The organism is Pseudomonas sp. SWRI81, assembly GCF_014268545.1.
GTDB lineage: Bacteria > Pseudomonadota > Gammaproteobacteria > Pseudomonadales > Pseudomonadaceae > Aquipseudomonas > Aquipseudomonas hamedanensis.
Genome location: NZ_JABWQS010000011.1, coordinates 125,187 through 143,493, shown reverse-complemented (window position 1 = coordinate 143,493; position 18,307 = coordinate 125,187). Strand labels below are relative to the sequence as shown.

At 58.8% G+C, this 18,307-nt stretch carries 17 protein-coding genes and 1 pseudogene; 11 read left to right on the top strand and 7 right to left on the bottom strand.

Translation table 11 applies throughout. The annotated features are described in order from the left end of the window. Positions 1-381: 381 nt before the first annotated feature. Complete coding sequence (locus tag HU765_RS10095) at positions 382-741, top strand: DUF6124 family protein (RefSeq protein WP_186620135.1); 360 nt, start codon at positions 382-384, stop codon at positions 739-741. Positions 742-1,015: 274 nt separating this feature from the next. Here HU765_RS10095 and HU765_RS10090 read toward each other — a convergent pair whose 3' ends face one another. After that, positions 1,016-1,498 carry a GNAT family N-acetyltransferase gene (locus HU765_RS10090; protein WP_186620134.1) on the bottom strand — a complete coding sequence of 161 codons (483 nt, stop codon included), beginning with the start codon at positions 1,496-1,498 and terminating at the stop codon, positions 1,016-1,018. Positions 1,499-2,037: 539 nt separating this feature from the next. Here HU765_RS10090 and HU765_RS10085 point away from each other — a divergent pair. Further along, entirely contained in the window at positions 2,038-2,397 is a 360-nt protein-coding gene (locus HU765_RS10085) for a DUF6124 family protein (protein ID WP_186620124.1), read from the top strand. A gap of 220 nt (positions 2,398-2,617) precedes the next feature. Here the strand turns inward: HU765_RS10085 and HU765_RS10080 are convergent, their stop codons facing one another. Beyond that, positions 2,618-3,964, bottom strand: a complete 1,347-nt coding sequence (locus tag HU765_RS10080) for a PBS lyase (RefSeq protein ID WP_186620122.1) — start codon at positions 3,962-3,964, stop codon at positions 2,618-2,620. Between the two features lie 488 nt (positions 3,965-4,452). Between HU765_RS10080 and HU765_RS10075 the strand changes: the two genes are divergently transcribed. Further along, positions 4,453-4,812 carry a DUF6124 family protein gene (locus HU765_RS10075; protein WP_186620121.1) on the top strand — a complete coding sequence of 120 codons (360 nt, stop codon included), beginning with the start codon at positions 4,453-4,455 and terminating at the stop codon, positions 4,810-4,812. Positions 4,813-5,041: 229 nt separating this feature from the next. Here HU765_RS10075 and HU765_RS10070 read toward each other — a convergent pair whose 3' ends face one another. Both HU765_RS10070 and HU765_RS10065 read right to left on the bottom strand, forming a co-directional pair. Next, complete coding sequence (locus HU765_RS10070) at positions 5,042-5,611, bottom strand: LemA family protein (protein ID WP_186620120.1); 570 nt, start codon at positions 5,609-5,611, stop codon at positions 5,042-5,044. Between the two features lie 3 nt (positions 5,612-5,614). Beyond that, a complete protein-coding gene (locus HU765_RS10065) occupies positions 5,615-6,718 on the bottom strand; it encodes a hypothetical protein (protein ID WP_186620115.1) in 1,104 nt (367 codons plus the stop codon). A gap of 316 nt (positions 6,719-7,034) precedes the next feature. On the opposite strand from HU765_RS10065, the pseudogene HU765_RS26780 reads away from it, so the two are divergent. Then, positions 7,035-7,249: pseudogene (locus HU765_RS26780) on the top strand (hypothetical protein); the annotation flags it as partial. A gap of 230 nt (positions 7,250-7,479) precedes the next feature. On the opposite strand, the gene HU765_RS10060 reads toward HU765_RS26780, so the two are convergent. The 3 genes from HU765_RS10060 to gspI all read right to left on the bottom strand — a co-directional run bounded on the left by HU765_RS10060 (position 7,480) and on the right by gspI (position 9,758). After that, positions 7,480-8,049 carry a LemA family protein gene (locus HU765_RS10060; RefSeq protein ID WP_159245424.1) on the bottom strand — a complete coding sequence of 190 codons (570 nt, stop codon included), beginning with the start codon at positions 8,047-8,049 and terminating at the stop codon, positions 7,480-7,482. A gap of 2 nt (positions 8,050-8,051) precedes the next feature. Then, a complete protein-coding gene (locus HU765_RS10055; protein ID WP_186620113.1) occupies positions 8,052-9,155 on the bottom strand; it encodes a hypothetical protein in 1,104 nt (367 codons plus the stop codon). Positions 9,156-9,371: 216 nt separating this feature from the next. Beyond that, positions 9,372-9,758, bottom strand: coding sequence for a type II secretion system minor pseudopilin GspI (gene gspI, locus HU765_RS10050; RefSeq protein ID WP_186620110.1), 387 nt, complete (start codon positions 9,756-9,758; stop codon positions 9,372-9,374). Positions 9,759-9,905: 147 nt separating this feature from the next. On the opposite strand from gspI, the gene gspG reads away from it, so the two are divergent. From gspG to gspF, 7 genes are all read left to right on the top strand, one after another. After that, positions 9,906-10,364, top strand: coding sequence for a type II secretion system major pseudopilin GspG (gene gspG / locus HU765_RS10045; RefSeq protein WP_186620105.1), 459 nt, complete (start codon positions 9,906-9,908; stop codon positions 10,362-10,364). Positions 10,365-10,372: 8 nt separating this feature from the next. After that, positions 10,373-11,332, top strand: coding sequence for a type II secretion system minor pseudopilin GspK (gspK, locus tag HU765_RS10040; RefSeq protein ID WP_186620100.1), 960 nt, complete (start codon positions 10,373-10,375; stop codon positions 11,330-11,332). Next, positions 11,329-12,504: a type II secretion system protein GspL gene (gene gspL, locus HU765_RS10035; RefSeq protein ID WP_186620095.1), complete on the top strand. Its 1,176-nt coding sequence runs from the start codon at positions 11,329-11,331 to the stop codon at positions 12,502-12,504. The genes gspK and gspL overlap by 4 nt, the downstream gene beginning before the upstream one ends. Continuing rightward, positions 12,497-13,045, top strand: a complete 549-nt coding sequence (gene gspM / locus HU765_RS10030) for a type II secretion system protein GspM (protein WP_186620094.1) — start codon at positions 12,497-12,499, stop codon at positions 13,043-13,045. Before gspL ends, gspM begins: the two co-directional genes overlap by 8 nt. After that, positions 13,042-15,417 carry a type II secretion system secretin GspD gene (gene gspD, locus HU765_RS10025; protein ID WP_186620090.1) on the top strand — a complete coding sequence of 792 codons (2,376 nt, stop codon included), beginning with the start codon at positions 13,042-13,044 and terminating at the stop codon, positions 15,415-15,417. Before gspM ends, gspD begins: the two co-directional genes overlap by 4 nt. A 241-nt stretch (positions 15,418-15,658) precedes the next feature. Beyond that, the gene (gene gspE, locus HU765_RS10020) at positions 15,659-17,065 is read left to right on the top strand and encodes a type II secretion system ATPase GspE (RefSeq protein ID WP_186620086.1); all 1,407 of its coding nucleotides are present in this window, start codon (positions 15,659-15,661) and stop codon (positions 17,063-17,065) included. Next, entirely contained in the window at positions 17,065-18,276 is a 1,212-nt protein-coding gene (gspF, locus tag HU765_RS10015) for a type II secretion system inner membrane protein GspF (RefSeq protein ID WP_186620084.1), read from the top strand. The genes gspE and gspF overlap by 1 nt, the downstream gene beginning before the upstream one ends. Positions 18,277-18,307 lie beyond the last annotated feature (31 nt).

Genomic DNA, 18,307 nt, shown 5'->3' with positions numbered 1-18,307 from the left:
GGACAGGGGAACGCATTCGCGGGCTCGATAAACATCAATGTTTAAAAAGACATCTCCAGTCACGCTCCGAGGCTACATATCCTTGCGCCTTTGCCTACAGCTACGCCAGAATCCGCCGGCTTGTGCGCCTAGGGGGGCGGGTTCTATTGTGGTGCGGTCGCTGACGAATCAGCGATCGGGTTTCGCAGCCCGGATCAATCAAGGCGCACAGCGCTCCAGTTCGTTGCCATTTTTGGCAATGTTGCTTTATGGCGGCTGTGCGCGGGATACCTTCGGGTATGCCGGGTTCCTTGATTCCCGGTCTGCGAACCTGCGTACAGCTGCCACCTCTCTTCGTTTCGCAGCGAAACGTGGCGGCTCCAGTAATCAAGGAGCTTCACCATGATCAAACCAACACCTAATCCACCCGAAACCGATCCCACGTCTCCCTACGAATCCCTCGATTCCAACAAGCTCCACGAAGCCGCCGACCGCGCGCTCGATCATTACCTGTCGCCAAACAACCTCCTGCCTCCGTCGCGCAAGGCGCGTGGGATGTATGCGGTGACGGCGGATACCAAGAATGAAGAACTGCTGGCCGACGCCAGTGAAACGCTTGCTTCGGCGAAGACGATTGCTCAGGACATTTCCAGTTTGCTGCCGGCACAGCAGCGGCGTGCGTTGTTGGGGGTTGCGCAGTTGATCATGCTGGGGGAGCTGGCGGTGAATCGGGTGATGGATAATTTGGAGGTGGCGGGGTGAGGTAGATGTCCGGGGGCGCCAGATAGGTGATTTGCCCTTAGGGCTGGTGCTTTCGCGAGCAGGCTCGCTCCCACAAGATTGTGTGTTGGTCGCAAGATTTGGTTTGGCAGCTGAGATCTTGGGGGCGTTGGGAAAACGGCCGGATTTATTTTTGAACAATAGATCCGGCCCTTTTGAATGTTCAGCGGGCGAATGAAATTACCGACCTATCGCCGCACAGATGGTTGCCCATCTAACGGTGCAACCGCTGACGGGGCACCGTATCAACATTTGCCTAGTCGCCCAAATCAACGGCATTACCGTTAGCCCGAACATAATAGTTATCGAATTCAGCGCTTTCGACGAACACAAAGCCATGGCGAGTGTAAAAACGATTTGAGGCGCTTTCTTTGAGAGCTCCAACCTTGATGGGACGCCCGATCTCATCAGCCTCTCTGAAAATCCGAGTAAGAACTTCAGAGCCGATTCCTGCTCCTTGAGCACTGGGTATCACATACAAGTGGTCAAGCAGAAGCTCGCTCTGGTGGTCTTTGATTACGACAAAACCGACCAGATCACCTGATACTTCTATGCGGCGTGTGCTGTTAGCGTCGAACCCAGCAAGAAATCGTTCGCGTGCACGATCCGGGTCAAATCGTCCAAGCCGTTCAAGGCTCTCGCGCATGGCCTCAATCCTGATGGCCACCAGATCTTCCAGGTCGTTATTGGAAGCTGCGCATAAAACGACAGTGGAGTTTTGATCAGCGGAGGCTGGCATTTCAAGCACCCTAAACATGGCCGGTCAGTCATTATAGAAAACAGAATCCGCATCACCACTGCTGTCTCGGTTCAATGGAAGCGATGGCATCAGCTTCAGGAGGATGTGTTCGCCGGACGCTTACGTCTGTTGAGGCAAGGGGACGGATCTGCCGTGGGATCCGAGACGCAGTCAGGATTTCGATAAACGCCAATGTTTAAAAAGACATCTCCAGTCACGCTCCAAGGCTACATATCCTTGCGCCTTTGCCTACAGCTACGCCAGAATCCGCCGGCTTGTGCGCCTTGGGGGTGGGTTCTATTGTGGTCGGGTCGCTGACGAATCAGCGATCGGGTTTGGTAGCCCGGCTTAGACTTGGCGCATAGCGTCACCCGATTCAGTCCTTCTTGGCGCTGCGTCTTTATGGTGGCCATGCGCAGGGCGTCTTCGGGCGCGCCGGTTCTCCAAGTCACCGGTCTACCAACCTTCGTATGGCCACCACCCCTTCGTTTGGTAGCGAAAAGATGATGGCTCCTTTTCTATGATTTGGAGATTCACTCATGATCAAACCAACACCCAACCCGCCCGAAACCGATCCCACGTCTCCCTACGAATCCCTCGATTCAAACAAGCTCCACGAAGCCGCTGACCGTGCGCTCGATCATTACCTCTCGCCACCCAATCTCCTGCCCCCGCCACGTAAGGCCCGTGGAATGTATGCGGTAACGGCGGATACCAAGAATGAAGAACTGCTGGCTGATGCGAGTGAAACGCTTGCTTCGGCGAAGACGATTGCTCAGGACATTTCCAGTCTGTTGCCGGCGCCGCAGCGGCGGGCGTTGTTGGGGGTTGCTCAACTGATCATGCTGGGGGAGTTGGCGGTGAGTCGGGTTCTGGATAATTTGGAGGTGGCGGGGTGATCTAGGTGCTCGGGGCGCCAGGGGCTGATTTGGTGTTGGTTTTGGCGCTTTCGCGAGCAGGCTCGCTCCCACAGGGTTTTATGTTGATCACAGATATTACGTACGACGTTGAACCTTTGGGGGCTTGCTGGCAGCAATGGCGACGGCACCTGCGCGGCCACGTGAACGAAGTTATCCGTTTAGGCGCTGCCGATGGCTGCGATCGGCCTGTTGAACCGAGTCACGACAAACGCGTACCCCAGCGGATCTGTCCGTTTGCCGTTAATTCACGAAGCTTTTCTTGCCATGCTGCGCGATCGGTCTTGGGAGTTACCGGATCGACAACGAGATACTGCCTGTCACACCACGCATCGATTTGGCCGAGCCAATAAGTTTGTCCGGCGTGCCCGGTGTCGAGGCGCTCCAACAGGTAGCCAAGTTGTTGCCATGTCGGGACCAGGCCAAAAATGGCGCGGCGTCGCTTTAACGTTAACTCATGCCAGTCTCTATTGAGTTTGGTCATCAATCCGATGCGCAATAAAGGCCACAATACTTTGTCCAGTTGCGCAATCGCCACCGCAAATACTTTCTCCGATGGATCATCGAGCGCTTCGAACAGCTCAGGCAGTTGATCATCGCGAAGCAAGCGTGTTGCTGCCCGTCGCACCGTCACATAGGTCGAGCGCAGCGCGGGTGTATGCCATCGCTCTGGCAGATCGACAGCCAGTTCTGTGGCGAGCCCGAGCACGCCCAGCCAACTTTGTTTTGATGTGGGCAAAGGCTGACGTAAACGCTCGGTCAGGACTGCATGAGCATCAACATCGTTACGAGGCGCAGCCCAAAGCGCCAGATTGCGTACTGCCGGTGAAGCATCTATCAATGCTTCGCGCAGTACAGGTTTTGGATCTGAGAGCAGCGGTAGCAGCGCATAAAGCACGCGTACGCGGATCTTGGCACCGGGCCTCGACATGGCTTCAAGGAGCAACGGCAGACTCTGGGTCGCCGGCAACGTCAGACTCGCCGACACCGCCATCAACCGTACCGTCGACTCGCGATGAGCCAGAGCGTTGCGTATCAGCGCTTCTGGAACCTCGGCACTTTCCAGCAAAAGCGTAAACAGGTAACGCGCGGCTTTGCTCTGGCGATTTAAAAAGTCGGCGTACACCTCATCCCGGCAATCCACGGATTGCAACATGGCGCGTATTGTCGACAGAGTTTGGCCGTGGTCGACCCTGCGTTGCGCAGCCAATGCCATCAAGGGTCCAAGCGCGGACAACCATGCCTGGGTATGAGCAGGTGACAGGTAGTGGTTCAGTCCTTGGGCTGCCAAGTCGCGAACCTGAGGCACCCAATCGTTCAGACGTTCGATCAACACGGTTAACGCTTCAGCGGAAGGCTGCCTGCACAGTTCTCGCACAGCGACTTCCCGTACGAAACCGTTGGAGTGATTGCTCACGTCTGCCCATGTGCCGGTGTTTCCAAAGCGGGCGAGTATCTCCAGCGCCTCGTTGCGCCGATAGTCCTCATAAGTGGAAGGCTGTCCTTGCTTGCGTGATAGCCGAGCCAGCCAGTCTTGTGTTGTGTTCATGGGGCAGTCCTGTGCTTCCTTGCGGGGGCATATTGTTTGCGCGAGACCGGCAGGCTACGCGACTTGCTCTCGCGAGCAAAATGCTCTGGCAGGAGACGAATCCATTTAGGGGGAGGGGCGCGCAGTACGATCTTGATAAACACCAATGTTTAAAAAGACATCTCCAAACACTCTCCTAGGCTACACATCCTTGCGCCATTGCCTACAGCTACGCCAGAATCCGCCGGCTTGTGCGCTTTGAGGGTGGGTTCTATCGTGTTGCGGTCGCTGACGTATCAGCGATCGGGTTTCGCAGCCCGGATCAATCAAGGCGCACAGCGCTCCAGTTCGTTGCCATTTTGGGCAATGGTGCTTTATGGCGGCTGTGCGCGGGATACCTTCGGGTATGCCGGGTGCCTTGATTCCCGGTCTGCGAACCTGCGTACAGCTGCCACCTCTCTTCGTTTCGCAGCGAAACGTGGCGGCTCCAATAATCAAGGAGTGTCACCATGATCAAACCAACACCCAACCCACCCGAAACCGATCCCACATCCCCTTACGAATCCCTCGATTCAAACAAACTCCACGAAGCCGCCGACCGTGCGCTCGATCATTACCTGACTCCACCCAATCTCCTGCCTGCCCCGCGTAAGGCCCGTGGGATGTATGCGGTGACTGCGGATACCAAAAACGAAGAACTGCTGGCCGATGCCAGTGAAACGCTTGCTTCGGCGAAGACGATTGCTCAGGACATTTCCAGTCTGTTGCCAGCGCCGCAGCGGCGGGCGTTGTTGGGGGTTGCTCAACTGATCATGCTGGGGGAGCTGGCGGTGAATCGGGTGATGGATAATTTGGAGGTGGCGGGGTGATGTGATGTGCGGGGGCGCCAGCGGGTTGATTTGTCTTTTGGGCTGGCGCTTTCGCGAGTAGGCTCGCTCCCACAGGGGTTTGTGCTGATTACAGAGTCGTAGACTAGGCTGAGATCCCCACCTTTTCTGCTTTCGGCGTCGAGCTTGGCAAAATCAGTGATGGATTCGATTAAGTAGAGAGGTGGTCAGCCATCACCCTTGGGGGTGATGGTTTGGCGCATGACTCAGTTCAGATATTCGGTGTGTAAGAGAAACCTTGCGAAGCTTCGGTATCGGAGAACGGTGTTACGCGAGTTTTCTTGTTGAACAGGCCATTGACGACCGAGCCTGGGAACATTTCGATGGAGTTGTTGAACAATTCGACGTTGCGGTTGTAGATGGTGATGGCTGCGCCGACGTTCTCTTGTTGTTCGGCAATTTCACGCATCATGTTGTTCGCCGCTTCTGATGCTTTGAGGTCAGGGTAGGCTTCGAAAGCGATGCGCAAGCCACCCATCAGCTCCCGCGAGGCGGTTTCAACGGTGGCGAGGGAACCGCCGTTCGCGTCAGCAGGAAGGGCGTTGATTGCGCTGCGCAGACCGATGATTTTTTCGAGGAGGCTGGCTTCATAAACCATGAAGTCTCCAAGTACCTTTTGAAGCTGGTCGAGTACTTTGGTCTTCTGGCGTTCGTAAACGAGGACATCCGACCAGGCACGTTGTACTCGGTTGTGTCCCCCGATGATGCCGTTATAGACGCTGAAGCCCACTATGATAATGGCGCCAGCGCTAACAGCGGCAAGGATGAGTGCAATGTCCATGGCTTACTTCTCTTGGCGGTTTGTAGGGGGAAGGGAGCTGAAGTTGTCATCGTGCAGTTCACTGAGTTCATGGCTCCATTGGAGCGCAGACATCAGGCGCGGCAGCTCGATACCGGCAGCAATTTCAGCGTGAAAATAGTTGGGTGAAGACAGCGAATACTGAGCACCGTACGCGAACAGGTCGCTGCTCTCGAAGCTGAGGCAGAGCTTTCCACTGTCGGAGAACTCCAGGTTCGGACTATCGAGGAGGTCGAATAGCTTCAGCAAATGGAGCACCGTCGACGGCTTGATGAATTTCGCACAGAGCATTTCGTTGCGACCGGTTAAACGGAACGCTTTGTTGAAATCGGGAGAAGCCGTGTCCATGGGCTGCGAATAGTCATTTTCTGTCTGGAAATCAGATCTGATAGATATTCCGGAGACCCAGGGAAAGTCGATGACCAAACTGTACCGGTCGTAGTGGTCATGGATGACCCGAGTTTCCGTTTTGGTATTGCCCTTTTCGTCCGTAACCGTGGTAAGCATCTCTCGTTGATTAACAAAGTGCAGCTGGCGGTACGTGTAAGGGAGCTTGCGCAACGTGCCGGTAAATGCACCCTGGATCGACTCGACCAGCTCGCGGCTGTAGTCGCCCCGGCGGTAATCACCAAATTCCTCGTCCAGCTTCTTAAGGGTCGTGGTCGAGTCTTCTTTCAAGAAAGTCAGTTCGTTGTGGAAGCAGGATGACCGTCGAGCAATTCTCTTACTGAGCGAAGGCAACCGATCGGATTTGGATGTCATCCATTTGAGACTCCAAACGGCAATCACGATGCCAAGCAAACCAGCGCTCATGCCGAACGAGTAGGGATTAATTTCCAACCGGTGAAAGAACTGAGCGACGCTATAGATCTTCCCAACCCAATGAAGGGCCACAGCGCTCGCGATCAATAACAGGCTAGCGCCGAATAACCACCATGCGTGTGTGCGATCGAATTCGAGCGGGCCATTGTACGAGGCGAACTCTTGGATCACCTTCAATAAGTCGGTGTTGGACTCAGCCCTTTCTACACTGGCTTCGCTCGCAGTCAGCAACTTATCTAATCTCGCGTTCTGCGAAGTGTTGGGCATGTAGACATCCATCAACGAGAGCAAGGTAGAAAGCTCGCACAAGAATAGGAATGGCTTCTTGGTTCTAGGTTTCCCGCAGGCCCGAGGTATTCGGATTCAGATGGAAGAGTTAGTAATTCAGGGGCGCTAGGTGCGCGAGCAGTGGCCCGGACTGAAAATTCGGATTTATTCATATCTGTCAAAAGTATGGGAAAGGAGTGGACAATACCATTGTCATGCGGAGACTGCTTCTGGCCAATATCCGCCTCTGGAAATGATCGGTATTCGACGGGCAATCGGCGTTCGGTCATTGCGCAATGAAAGTTGCGTTACAGCCCGTGGGATGTATGCGGTGACTGCGGATAGCAAAAAACGAAGGCCTGTCGGCTGATGCCATTGAAACACTCGTTTCGCCCAACACTCTTGCTCAGGGCATTTCAAGTCTGTTGCCCCCCGTCGCAGCGCCGGGCGTTGTTGGGGATTGCGCAGTTGATCATGCTAGGAGAGTTGGCGGTGAATCGGGCGTTGGATAATCGGGAATTTTCGGGTTGATGCGAAGGCTGGGAACACCTGTCGGTTGATCGGGTGTTTGTTCTGGCGCTTTCGCGAGCAGGCTCGCTCCCACAGGGGTTAGTGCTGATTACAGAGTCGTAGACTAGGCTGGGATCCCCACCTTTTCTGCTTTCAGCGTCGAGCTTGGTAAAATCAGCGATAGATTCGGTTAAGTAGAGAGGTGGTCAGCCATCACCCTTGGGGGTGATGGGTTTGGCGCATGACTCAGTTCAGATATTCGGTGTGTAAGAGAAACCTTGCGAAGCTTCGGTGTCCGAGAACGGTGTTACGCGAGTTTTCTTGTTGAACAGGCCATTGACGACCGAGCCTGGGAACATTTCGATGGAGTTGTTGAACAATTCGACGTTGCGGTTGTAGATGGTGATGGCTGCGCCGACGTTCTCTTGTTGTTCGGCAATTTCACGCATCATGTTGTTCGCCGCTTCTGATGCTTTGAGGTCAGGGTAGGCTTCGAAAGCGATGCGCAAGCCACCCATCAGCTCCCGCGAGGCGGTTTCAACGGTCGCGAGGGCATTGCCGTTTGCGCCGGCGGGGAGGGCGTTGATCGCGCTGCGCAGGCCGGTGATTTTTTCCAGGAGACTGGCTTCATAAACCATAAAGTCTCCAAGCACCTTTTGAAGCTGGTCGAGCACTTTGGTCTTCTGGCGTTCGTAAACGAGAACGTCCGACCAGGCGCGTTGTACTCGATTGTGGCCCCCGATGATGCCGTTGTAGATGCTGAAGCCCACTATGACGATGACGACAGCGATAACAGCGACGAGGATGAGTGCAATGTCCATGCTTATTTCTCTTGGCGGTTTACAGGGGGAAGGGAGCTGAAGTTGTCATCGTGCAGCTCACTGAGCTCGTGGCTCCATTGGAGCACAGACATCAGGCGCGGCAGTTCGATACCGGCATCAATTTCTGCGTAAAACTCGTTGGGTGAAGTCAGCGAATACTCCGTACCGAACGTGAACAGGTCGTTGTTTGCAAAGCTGAGGCAGAGTTTTCCGTTGTCGGAGAACTCCAGGTTGGGACGATGGAGAATGTCGAATAGCTTCAGCAAGTGCAGCACTGTCGAAGGCTTGATGAATTTTGCACAGAGTATCTCGCTCTGGCCCGTCAACCGGAATGCTTTGTTGAAATCCAGAGAAGCCGTGTCCATGGGCCACGAATAGTCGTTCTCTGACTGATCATCAGATCTGACGGATATACCGGTCACCCATGGAAAGTCGATGACCAGGCTGTATCGGTCGTAGTGGTCGTACACCACGCGCGTCTCCGTTCTTTTGTTTCCATCTTTGTCGGTCACCGTGGTGTGCACCGTGCGTCTGTTGACGTAGTGCAACTGGCGGTACGTGTACGGGACTTTGCGCAGCGTGCCGGTGAATACACCCTGAATCGATTCAACCAACTTGCGGCTGTAGTTGCCCCGGCTGTAATCACCAAATTGCGCATCCAGCCTGTTGAGGGTTCGGTCCGAATCTTCTTCCAGGAAGATCAAACCGTTGTGAAAGAAGGACGACAGTTGAGCAATTCTGCTGCTGAGCGAAGGCAAGCGACCAGATTTGGATTTCATCCATGCCAGACTCCAAACGACAATCACCAGGCCGAGCAAACTAGGCACCATGGCGTAAAAGTCGGGATCAAGTTGCAGCCGGTAAAAAAAATAAACGACGCTGTAGGTGTTCTCAAACCAGTAGAGGGCCACAGTGCTTGCAATCAATAACAGGCCAGTGCCGAAAAACCACCATGCGCGTGTGCGATCGAATTCGAGCGGGCCATTGTACGAGGCGAACTCTTGGATCACGTTCAATAGGTCGGTCTTGGATTCGGCGCTTTCAACACTGGCCTCGCTCACAGCCAGCAACTTTTTTAATCTCGCGTTCTGCGATGTGTTGGGCATGTCAGGTATCCATTGATTCAGGGATGCCTGGCGCGGGAGCAGCCGCCCGGATTGAGGATTCGGTGCTATTCATAATCTGTCAGAAATTTGAAAAAGGAGGGGACGATAGCATTGTCAGGGCAATGATGGCTTCTGGCCTGTCTCAGTATTTGGAAATGTTTCTTCTGGGAGGGGATAAAAGCTACCCTCACCCCAGCCCTCTCCCTCGGGAGAGAGCTAGGGTGAGGGGCTTCCCGGCCGTGACAACAGGGTCTCCAGTCTGGCCAACGGCGGCGCGTCCTGGTTGCGGTCGAATACTTGGATGCCGATCTTGAGCAGCCGTCCGTTTTCTGCGGGGGCGATTACCTGTTCGCAACGCAGTGATAGTCGTCCTTGATCGCATTCGACCGCTTTCATGCCTTTCGGCAAATTGCCCTCCAGCCGCAACTCCGCCATGCGGCTTTGCGCCGCGATCAGCGCAATCGAGCGATCCCGCAACACCCCATTACTCTGCGTCATCAACCCCGCCACGCGCACAGCCGCCGACATCGCCACGGCAATAATCGCCAGTGCGACCAGCACTTCAATCAGGGTGAATCCTGCTTCTCCATTACGCGGGCGCATCAAAGTCTCAAGGCAAGAAACAACCCCTGACGCTAACCCCCGTCCTTGACGGCTTGACGACGGAAACACCCGAGGATTTTCAACATCCCTGACATATCTTCTTGCAACACTGCGCGTCGAAATCGAATCAAGCCAGGGAATGTCGAGATGGATATCGCACCGTGCACACCGCTTCATCAACCGCTGCGCAAGCCGCGCGGGCAGCAGGGGTTTACGCTGATCGAGATCATGGTGGTCGTGGTGATTCTGGGGATTTTGGCGGCGATGGTGGTGCCCAAAGTGCTGGACCGGCCGGATCAGGCGCGGGCGACGGCGGCGAAGCAGGACATTGGTGGGTTGATGCAGGCGTTGAAGTTGTATCGCCTCGATCACGGCACTTACCCGAGCATGAATCAGGGGCTGAAGGTGCTGGTGGAGCGGCCGGCGGATGCGAAGAACAGCAACTGGCGTTCGTACCTTGAGCGTTTGCCGAATGACCCGTGGGGCCGTCCTTATCAATACCTCAATCCTGGCGCCAATGGCGAGATCGACATCTTTTCCCTCGGTGCCGACGGTCAGCCTGACGGCGACGGTGTGAATGCCGATATCGGTTCCTGGCAGCTGTAAGGCTGGCGATGAACACGCGTTCGCTCAATGGGGCGAAGCAACGGGGCATGGCGATTATCAGCGCGTTGTTGATTGCGGCTGTTGTGGCGGTGATCGCGGCGGGCATGTTGACGCGCCAGAGTGTGGCGACCCGTGCGCTGGAGGCGGATCAGCAGCGCGTGCAGGGGCGTTGGGTGGTGCAGAGTGGGCTGGAGATCAGCCGCCAATTGCTCTGGGACGCACGTCTGCGCGATCCGCTGACTCGGCTCGATCAGCCATGGGCGCAGCGTTTGAGCGTGCAGGGTTTCGAGGGGCGGCTGGAGGATGAGCAGGGCAAGTTCAACTTGCGCAATCTGGTGGCCAACGAGCGGGTCGACGAGGCGCAGGTCGCGGCGTTTCAGCGTTTGTGCGAATTGATCGGGGTCAGCGCCGGGCTAAGCCAGCGCATCAGCCAACGGGTGATTGCTTCCTACCCGCGACTGCTGAATCCGCAGATTGCCGAGACATCAAAAGCCGGTTTTGACAGTGGCCGAATCACCTCGCCGGACGCTTCGCGCAAACCGCAAAAACCGACGCTGCCAATGCTGCGCAGCATTGATGATCTGCGCAGTGTCGACGGGGTCAACGAAGCGGTGATGGCCAAACTGGCGCCATACCTGACCGTAATTCCTGCGACGACGTGGCTCAACGGCAACACCGCCACCGCGCCTGTCTTGGCCGCTTATGTGCCGGGGCTGTCGCTGGAACGTGCGCAGGCCTTGATCAATGAGCGCGATGCCGGGCGCTGGTTTATCAACCGTGGCGATTTCGTCAACCGCTTGCGCATGCCGCAACTGGAGTTGACCAGCGTAAAAGTCGGCATCACCAGTGACTGGTTTCGCCTGCGTGGCGAGGCGCGGCGCGATCAGCGTCGGGTCAGGCTTGAGGCGTTGTTGCATCGTAGTCAGGACCGGTTGCCGCAAGTGATTTGGTCGCGGGTGGGCGTATGACCCAGTTGAAGGTTGCATTACCGCCGCTGGCGGAACTCGATTTGAACAGCGAGTTGAACTGCGCCTGGCTGGATCGTCAGGGCCAGGTCAGCCGCGAAGAACGGCTCAGTCTGGGTGAGTTGGGGCAACGGTCGAAATCGCCGCCGCTGCTGTGTTTTCTCCACCCGGCTGACAGCCTGTTGGCGAGTCTCGATGTGCCGCCGTTGCCGGCCAACAAAATGGTCGCGGCGGTGCAGTGTGCGGCGCAGGCCTTGATGCTCGGCGACAGCCGCGAGATGCACATCGCACACAGCCCTCGCGACGAGGCCGGGCAGGTGCAGATTGCCTGGGCACCTCGGCAGCAGTTGCTGCGGTTTGCTCAGTTACTCAAACAGGCCGGGCTGACGCTGCGCGGTCTCTACCCGGCGCCGTACAGTTTGCCGGTGCTGCCCGGCAGCGTGGCGTGCGTGCAGGACGGGCATTTGCTGCTGCGCGACAGCGTGCAAGTGGCGCGAGTGCAGCCGCTGTTCGATGACGGCCTCGCCGGTGTCGTGTGGGAACCGGGCACCACGCTGCACTGGATCGGTGATCATCCGCCGATGGACGCCGAACTGCCGATGCTCGATGCGCAGCGCTGGACCGGGCCGCTTCCCGGTTGGGGTCTGCATGGCGCCGTTCAACAGCAGCAGACCGAACATCGCGGCTGGGGCCGGGCGATCGGCTTGTCAGCGTTGGCCGTGGCGGTGTGGGTGATCGGTTTGAACCTGTACGCCGCCCGCGAAGCCAGTCAGGGTCAGCAATTGAAAGCCCGGATGAGCCTGCGGGTGAAACAGGTGTTTCCGGAGTTGCCGGTGATTCTCAACCCGTTGCAGCAGGCCCGTCAGCAATTGGCCGTGCGGCAGAAGGGCGCGGCGGATGATCCGGCGCAGACCTTCAACCGTCTGGTGTTGCAGGCCGGCAGCGGCATACCGTCGATGGCCGGCAGTGTCGAGCGATTGGCGTTTGTCGACGGTACGTTGCAACTCGGTTTGCTCAGCGATGCGCGCCGTGGCGGTAACGATCAGGCATGGCAAAGCACCTTGGCGCAGGCCGGCATCAGCGTCACCGCAGACGAAGCAGGCTGGACGTTGCGCCCGGCCAGTGAAGCCACCCCGAGCGACAACGACGACAGCAGCGGAGCAGAAGATGAATAGGGCGACGCTGGCGCTGTACCGCGCCAAGTGGCAACGGCTCAACGCTCAGTTGCAGGCCCGCTGGCAACCGCTGGCGCTGCGGGAAAAACGCATGGTCGGCGGCATGGCCGTAGCGCTGGTGGCCCTGTTGCTGTGGGTCGCGCTGATTCAGCCGCCGTTGAAGAAAATTGCTTATTGGCAAGCCGAAACCCCCAAGTTGCGCGCTCAGGCCGAAGCGCTGGAAGTGTTGTTGCGAGAAGTCAGCGTGCGCCCGGACGGGCAAAGCGTGGCGCAATCGCTGGAGCAGACGCTGCAGACCAGCGGTCTGACTGGGCACTATCAATTACAGGCCGGGGAGGCCGGCGCGTGGCAGCTGACCTTCGATGCCGCACCGGCCGATGCCGTGCTCGACTGGCTGTTAAGCACACCGCCGCAACTTTCTCTGCACGTGGTCGAGGCGCGCCTGCAACGCGCCGGCGAAGCCTCGACCGAAGTCACCGCCGGCACATTGTCAGGCACCGTTCGCATGGATCAGGCGCAGGGCGCTAAGGAAGCTTCATGAAGGAGTCACGCTGCAAACCGGCACGTCTGGCGCTGCCGTTGTTGCTGATGGCGTTGAGCGCGTGCAACAGCACCACGGCGCCGCAGAATCAGCCGCCGCTGCTGGTCGACAGTGAACTCGGTCGGCCGTTGGCCAACACCCAGCGCAGCGGCGATGCGGTGGCCGATCGCGAGCGGGCGCAGGCCCAGGCGCGACCGGCGCCCAAGCAGTTGCACAACATCAGTCAGCGTGGTCGCGGTGGTGCAGCGTCTTCGGGCGTGGCGTTGCCGAGCAATCCACTGGGCGAGCAACCGGTGACGCTGAATTTTGTCGACGCCGATATTCAAGCGGTGGTGCGTGCACTGTCGCGGGCCACCGGGCAGCAATTTCTCGTCGATCCACGGGTCAAGGGCACGCTGACGCTGGTGTCGGAAGGTCAGGTGCCGGCGCGGCAGGCCTACGACATGCTGCTCGCGGCGCTGCGCATGCAAGGTTTCAGCGTGGTTGATGTGGGCGGCGTCGCTCAGGTCGTTCCCGAGGCCGATGCAAAACTGCTTGGCGGGCCGATCTACAGCGCCGACAAACCGGCCGGCAACGGCATGCTCACGCGCACGTTTCGTCTGCAATACGAGAACGCGGTGAACCTGATTCCGGTGCTGCGCCCGATCGTTTCGCCGAACAATCCGATCAATGCTTATCCCGGCAACAACACCATCGTCATTACCGATTACGCCGAGAACCTGACCCGCGTCGCGCAGTTGATCGAAAGCATCGACACACCGAGCGCCATCGACACTGACGTGGTGCAGATCCAGAACGGCATCGCCGCCGACATCGCGCCGATGGTCGCCGACTTGCTCGACGCGCCGGGCAACGATCCGACGCAGAAAATTGCCGTGATCGGCGATCCGCGTTCCAACACCATCATCATTCGCGCCGGCAGCCCCGAGCGCACCGAGCTGGCGCGCAACCTCATCTACAAACTCGACAACGCGCAGAGCAATCCGAGCAATCTGCATGTGGTTTATCTGCGCAACGCCCAGGCAGCGAAACTCGCGCAAGCGTTGCGCGGTTTGCTCACCGGCGAGAGTGACAGCGGCAGCAGCGACACGGCGCGCTCGGTGCTCAGCGCGATGGGCAGCAGCACCGGCGGCAGTGCCGGGCAGAACGGCCAGAGCGCTACGCCGAGCACCGGCACTTCAACGACGACTGGCAGCGGCGGAACCGGCGGCAGCTATGCGCAGGGCAATGGCGGCGCGGCCAGCAGTGGTGGCACGCAGAGCAGCGAACAGAACGTTGCCTTCAGCGCTGGCGGTGTGACGATTCAGGCCGACGCCACCACTAACACGTTGCTGATCTCTGCGCCCGAGCCGCTGTATCGCAACTTGCGTGAAGTCATCGACTTGCTCGATCAGCGCCGCGCGCAAGTGGTGATCGAAAGCCTGATCGTCGAAGTCGGCGAGGACGATGCCAGCGAATTCGGCGTGCAATGGCAGACCGGCAATCTTGGCGGCAAAGGCGTGATCGGCGGTGCCAATCTCGGCGGTTCGGGTCTTAATACCAATGGCAAAACCAGCATAGACGTACTGCCTCAAGGGTTGAACCTCGGTTACGTCAACGGCACCGTCGACATCCCCGGCATCGGCAAGATTCTGGATTTGAAAGTGTTGGCTCGGGCGCTGAAGAGCAAGGGCGGCACCAACGTGCTGTCGACGCCGAATTTACTGACGCTGGACAACGAAGCGGCGAGCATTTTTGTCGGCCAGACCATCCCGTTTGTCAGCGGCAGCTACGTCACCGGCGGCGGGGGCACCAGCAACAATCCGTTCCAGACTGTGACCCGCGAAGAGGTCGGTCTGAAGCTCAATGTGCGCCCGCAGATTTCCGAGGGCGGCACGGTCAAGCTGGATATCTATCAGGAAGTCAGCAGCATTGATGAGCGTGCGTCCAACAGCGTGACCTCGGCGGGCATCGTCACCAACAAACGTGCAATCGACACCAGCATTCTGCTTGACGATGGGCAGATCATGGTCCTCGGTGGTTTGCTCCAGGACGGTTACAGCCAGAGCAATGACGCGGTGCCGTGGCTGTCGACGATTCCGGGTATCGGCGCGCTGTTTCGCAACGAACGCCGGGCGACCACCAAGACCAACCTGATGGTGTTTCTGCGCCCGTACATCATCCGCGACAGCGACGCGGGGCGCAGCATCACCCTCAACCGCTACGACTTCATGCGCCGCGCGCAGGGCCGGTTACAGCCGGAACGCAGCTGGGCGATGCCGGACATGCAGGCGCCGCAATTGCCGACGGCGGCGCAGGGCGTGCCACTCCCGTCCACCGGCCCACGCGCCACCATCAAAGCGGTCCCGATTGAAGGGAGCCCCCGGTTTTGACTGAGATGATGACTGTGGCGAGGGGATTTATCCCCGCTCGGCTGCGCAGCAGTCGTAAACCGGGCACACGCGATTTACCTATAGAAACCGGTTCTCAAGTTTTGGGTCTGCTTCGCAGCCCAACGGGGATAAATCCCCTCGCCACAGGGGATCGCATTGCCACAGAGGATTCCATTGCCACAGAGGATCGCATTGCCACAGGGGATCCCATTGCCACGGTGGATTGTGTGGAGGATGGACGATGAGTGCATTGCCTTACGCCTGGGCCAAGGCGCAGCGCGTTCTGTTACGCGATGGCGTGCTGACGGTGTGCCCGTCGACGCCCGGTTGGTCGATCAGCGAGGTGCGCCGGCAGTTTGGTGCGGCGCAGATCAAGCGCGTGCGCGATGACGAGCTCGACGGTTTGCTCGCCGCCGCGTACGCCGACACCGGCAGTGCGGCGGCGGTGGTGGGTGCCGCTGAAAACGAAGTCGACCTCGATCGCCTGATGCAGGACATGCCGGAAATCACCGACCTGCTCGACACCCAGGACGGTGCGCCGGTGATTCGCATGATCAACGCCTTGCTGACTCAGGCTGCGCGCGACGAGGCCAGCGACATTCACATCGAGCCGTTTGAAACCCATTCGGTGGTGCGCTACCGCGTCGACGGCACGCTGCGCGATGTGGTCTCGCCGCGCAAGGCCTTGCACGGTGCGCTGGTGTCGCGGATCAAGATCATGGCGCAGCTCGATATCGCCGAAAAACGCTTGCCGCAGGATGGTCGTATCGCCTTGCGCGTGGCCGGGCGGCCGATCGATATTCGCGTCTCGACGGTGCCGACCGGGCATGGCGAACGCGTGGTGATGCGCCTGCTCGACAAGCAGGCCGGACGCCTGCAACTGGAGACCCTGGGCATGGACGCGCAGGTACTGGCCAAACTCGATCATCTGATCCGCCAGCCCCACGGCATCGTGCTGGTCACCGGCCCGACCGGCAGCGGCAAGACCACCAGCCTCTACGCCGCGCTGGCCCGACTCGACGCGAGCACCAGCAATATCCTCACCGTGGAAGACCCGGTGGAGTACGATTTGCCGGGCATCAGCCAGATTCAGGTCAACGCCAAGATCGACATGACCTTTGCCTTGGCGCTGCGGGCGATTCTGCGTCAGGACCCGGACATCATCATGATCGGTGAGATCCGCGATCTGGAAACGGCACAAATCGCCGTGCAGGCCTCGCTGACCGGTCACTTGGTACTGGCGACGCTGCACACCAACGATGCGGTGTCGGCGGTCAACCGTTTGGTCGATATGGGCGTCGAGCCGTTTCTGCTGGCCTCATCGATGCTCGGTGTACTTGCGCAGCGTTTGGTGCGGCGCCTGTGCAATCAATGCAAACAGGAAGACCCGGCCACGCCCGGTACCTGGCGCCCGGTCGGCTGCGCGGCGTGCAATCAAACGGGTTACAGCGGTCGCACCGGCATTCACGAATTGTTCTGCATCGACGACGACATCCGCACGCTAATTCATCAAGGGGCAGGGGAGCAGGCTTTGCGTGCGGCGGCGGCGAAGGCGGGGATGTTCAGCCTGCGCGAGGACGGTGAGCGCTGGATTCGCAGCGGTGCCACCGCGCCGGAAGAAATCCTTCGCGTGACACGGGACGCCTGATGAATCGCTATCGTTTTGAAGCTGCGGATGCCACAGGAAAAATTGAATCCGGGCACCTTGAGGCCGATAGCCAGAGCGCGGCGTTCAGTGCCTTGCGCGGACGTGGCCTGACGGCGCTGTCGGTGCACGAACAAAGCAATGTCGCTCGGCAGGGCGGCGGCGGTTTGTTCAGCGCGCGGCTGTCGGACAACGATCTGGCCTGGGCCACGCGCCAATTGGCGAGCCTGCTCGGCGCCAGTCTGCCGCTGGAAGCAGCGCTGAGTGCAACGGTCGAGCAGGCCGAAAAAAAGCACATCGCCCACACCCTCAGCGCGGTGCGTGCCGATGTGCGCAGCGGTATGCGTCTGGCTGAATCACTGGCGTCGCGGCCTCGGGATTTCCCCGAGATTTATCGCGCGCTGATTGCCGCTGGCGAAGAGTCCGGCGACTTGGCACAGGTGATGGAGCGGCTGGCCGATTACATCGAGGAACGCAACAACCTGCGCGGCAAGATTCTCACCGCGTTCATCTATCCCGGCGTGGTCGGGCTGGTGTCGATCGGCATTGTGATTTTCCTGCTCAGCTATGTGGTGCCGCAGGTGGTCAGTGCATTTTCCCAGGCGCGGCAGGATTTGCCGGGGCTGACCTTGGCGATGCTCACCGCCAGTGATTTCATCCGTGCGTGGGGCTGGTTGTGCGCGGCGCTCATGGCCGGGGCGTTCTGGAGCTGGCGGTTGTATTTGCGCAACCCGGCGGCGCGTTTGAGCTGGCATCACCGGGTGCTGAAGTTGCCGCTGTTCGGGCGTTTCATTCTCGGCTTGAACACCGCGCGCTTCGCCTCGACCCTGGCGATTCTCGGCGGCGCCGGGGTGCCGCTGTTGCGCGCGCTGGAAGCAGCGCGGCAGACGCTGTCCAATGACCGCTTGAGCCTGAGCGTCAGCGAAGCCACGGCCAAGGTGCGCGAGGGGGTGAATCTGGCGGCGGCGTTGCGCGTGGAAAATGTGTTCCCGCCAGTGCTGATTCACCTGATCGCCAGCGGCGAAAAAACCGGCTCGCTGCCGCCGATGCTCGAGCGGGCGGCGCAGACCTTGTCGCGGGATATCGAGCGGCGGGCGATGGGCATGACCGCGCTGCTCGAGCCGCTGATGATTGTGGTGATGGGTGGGGTGGTGCTGGTGATTGTGATGGCGGTGTTGTTGCCGATTATTGAGATCAACCAACTCGTGCAATAGGCCGAATGGGTGGTGGCTGGGCTGGCGCTAT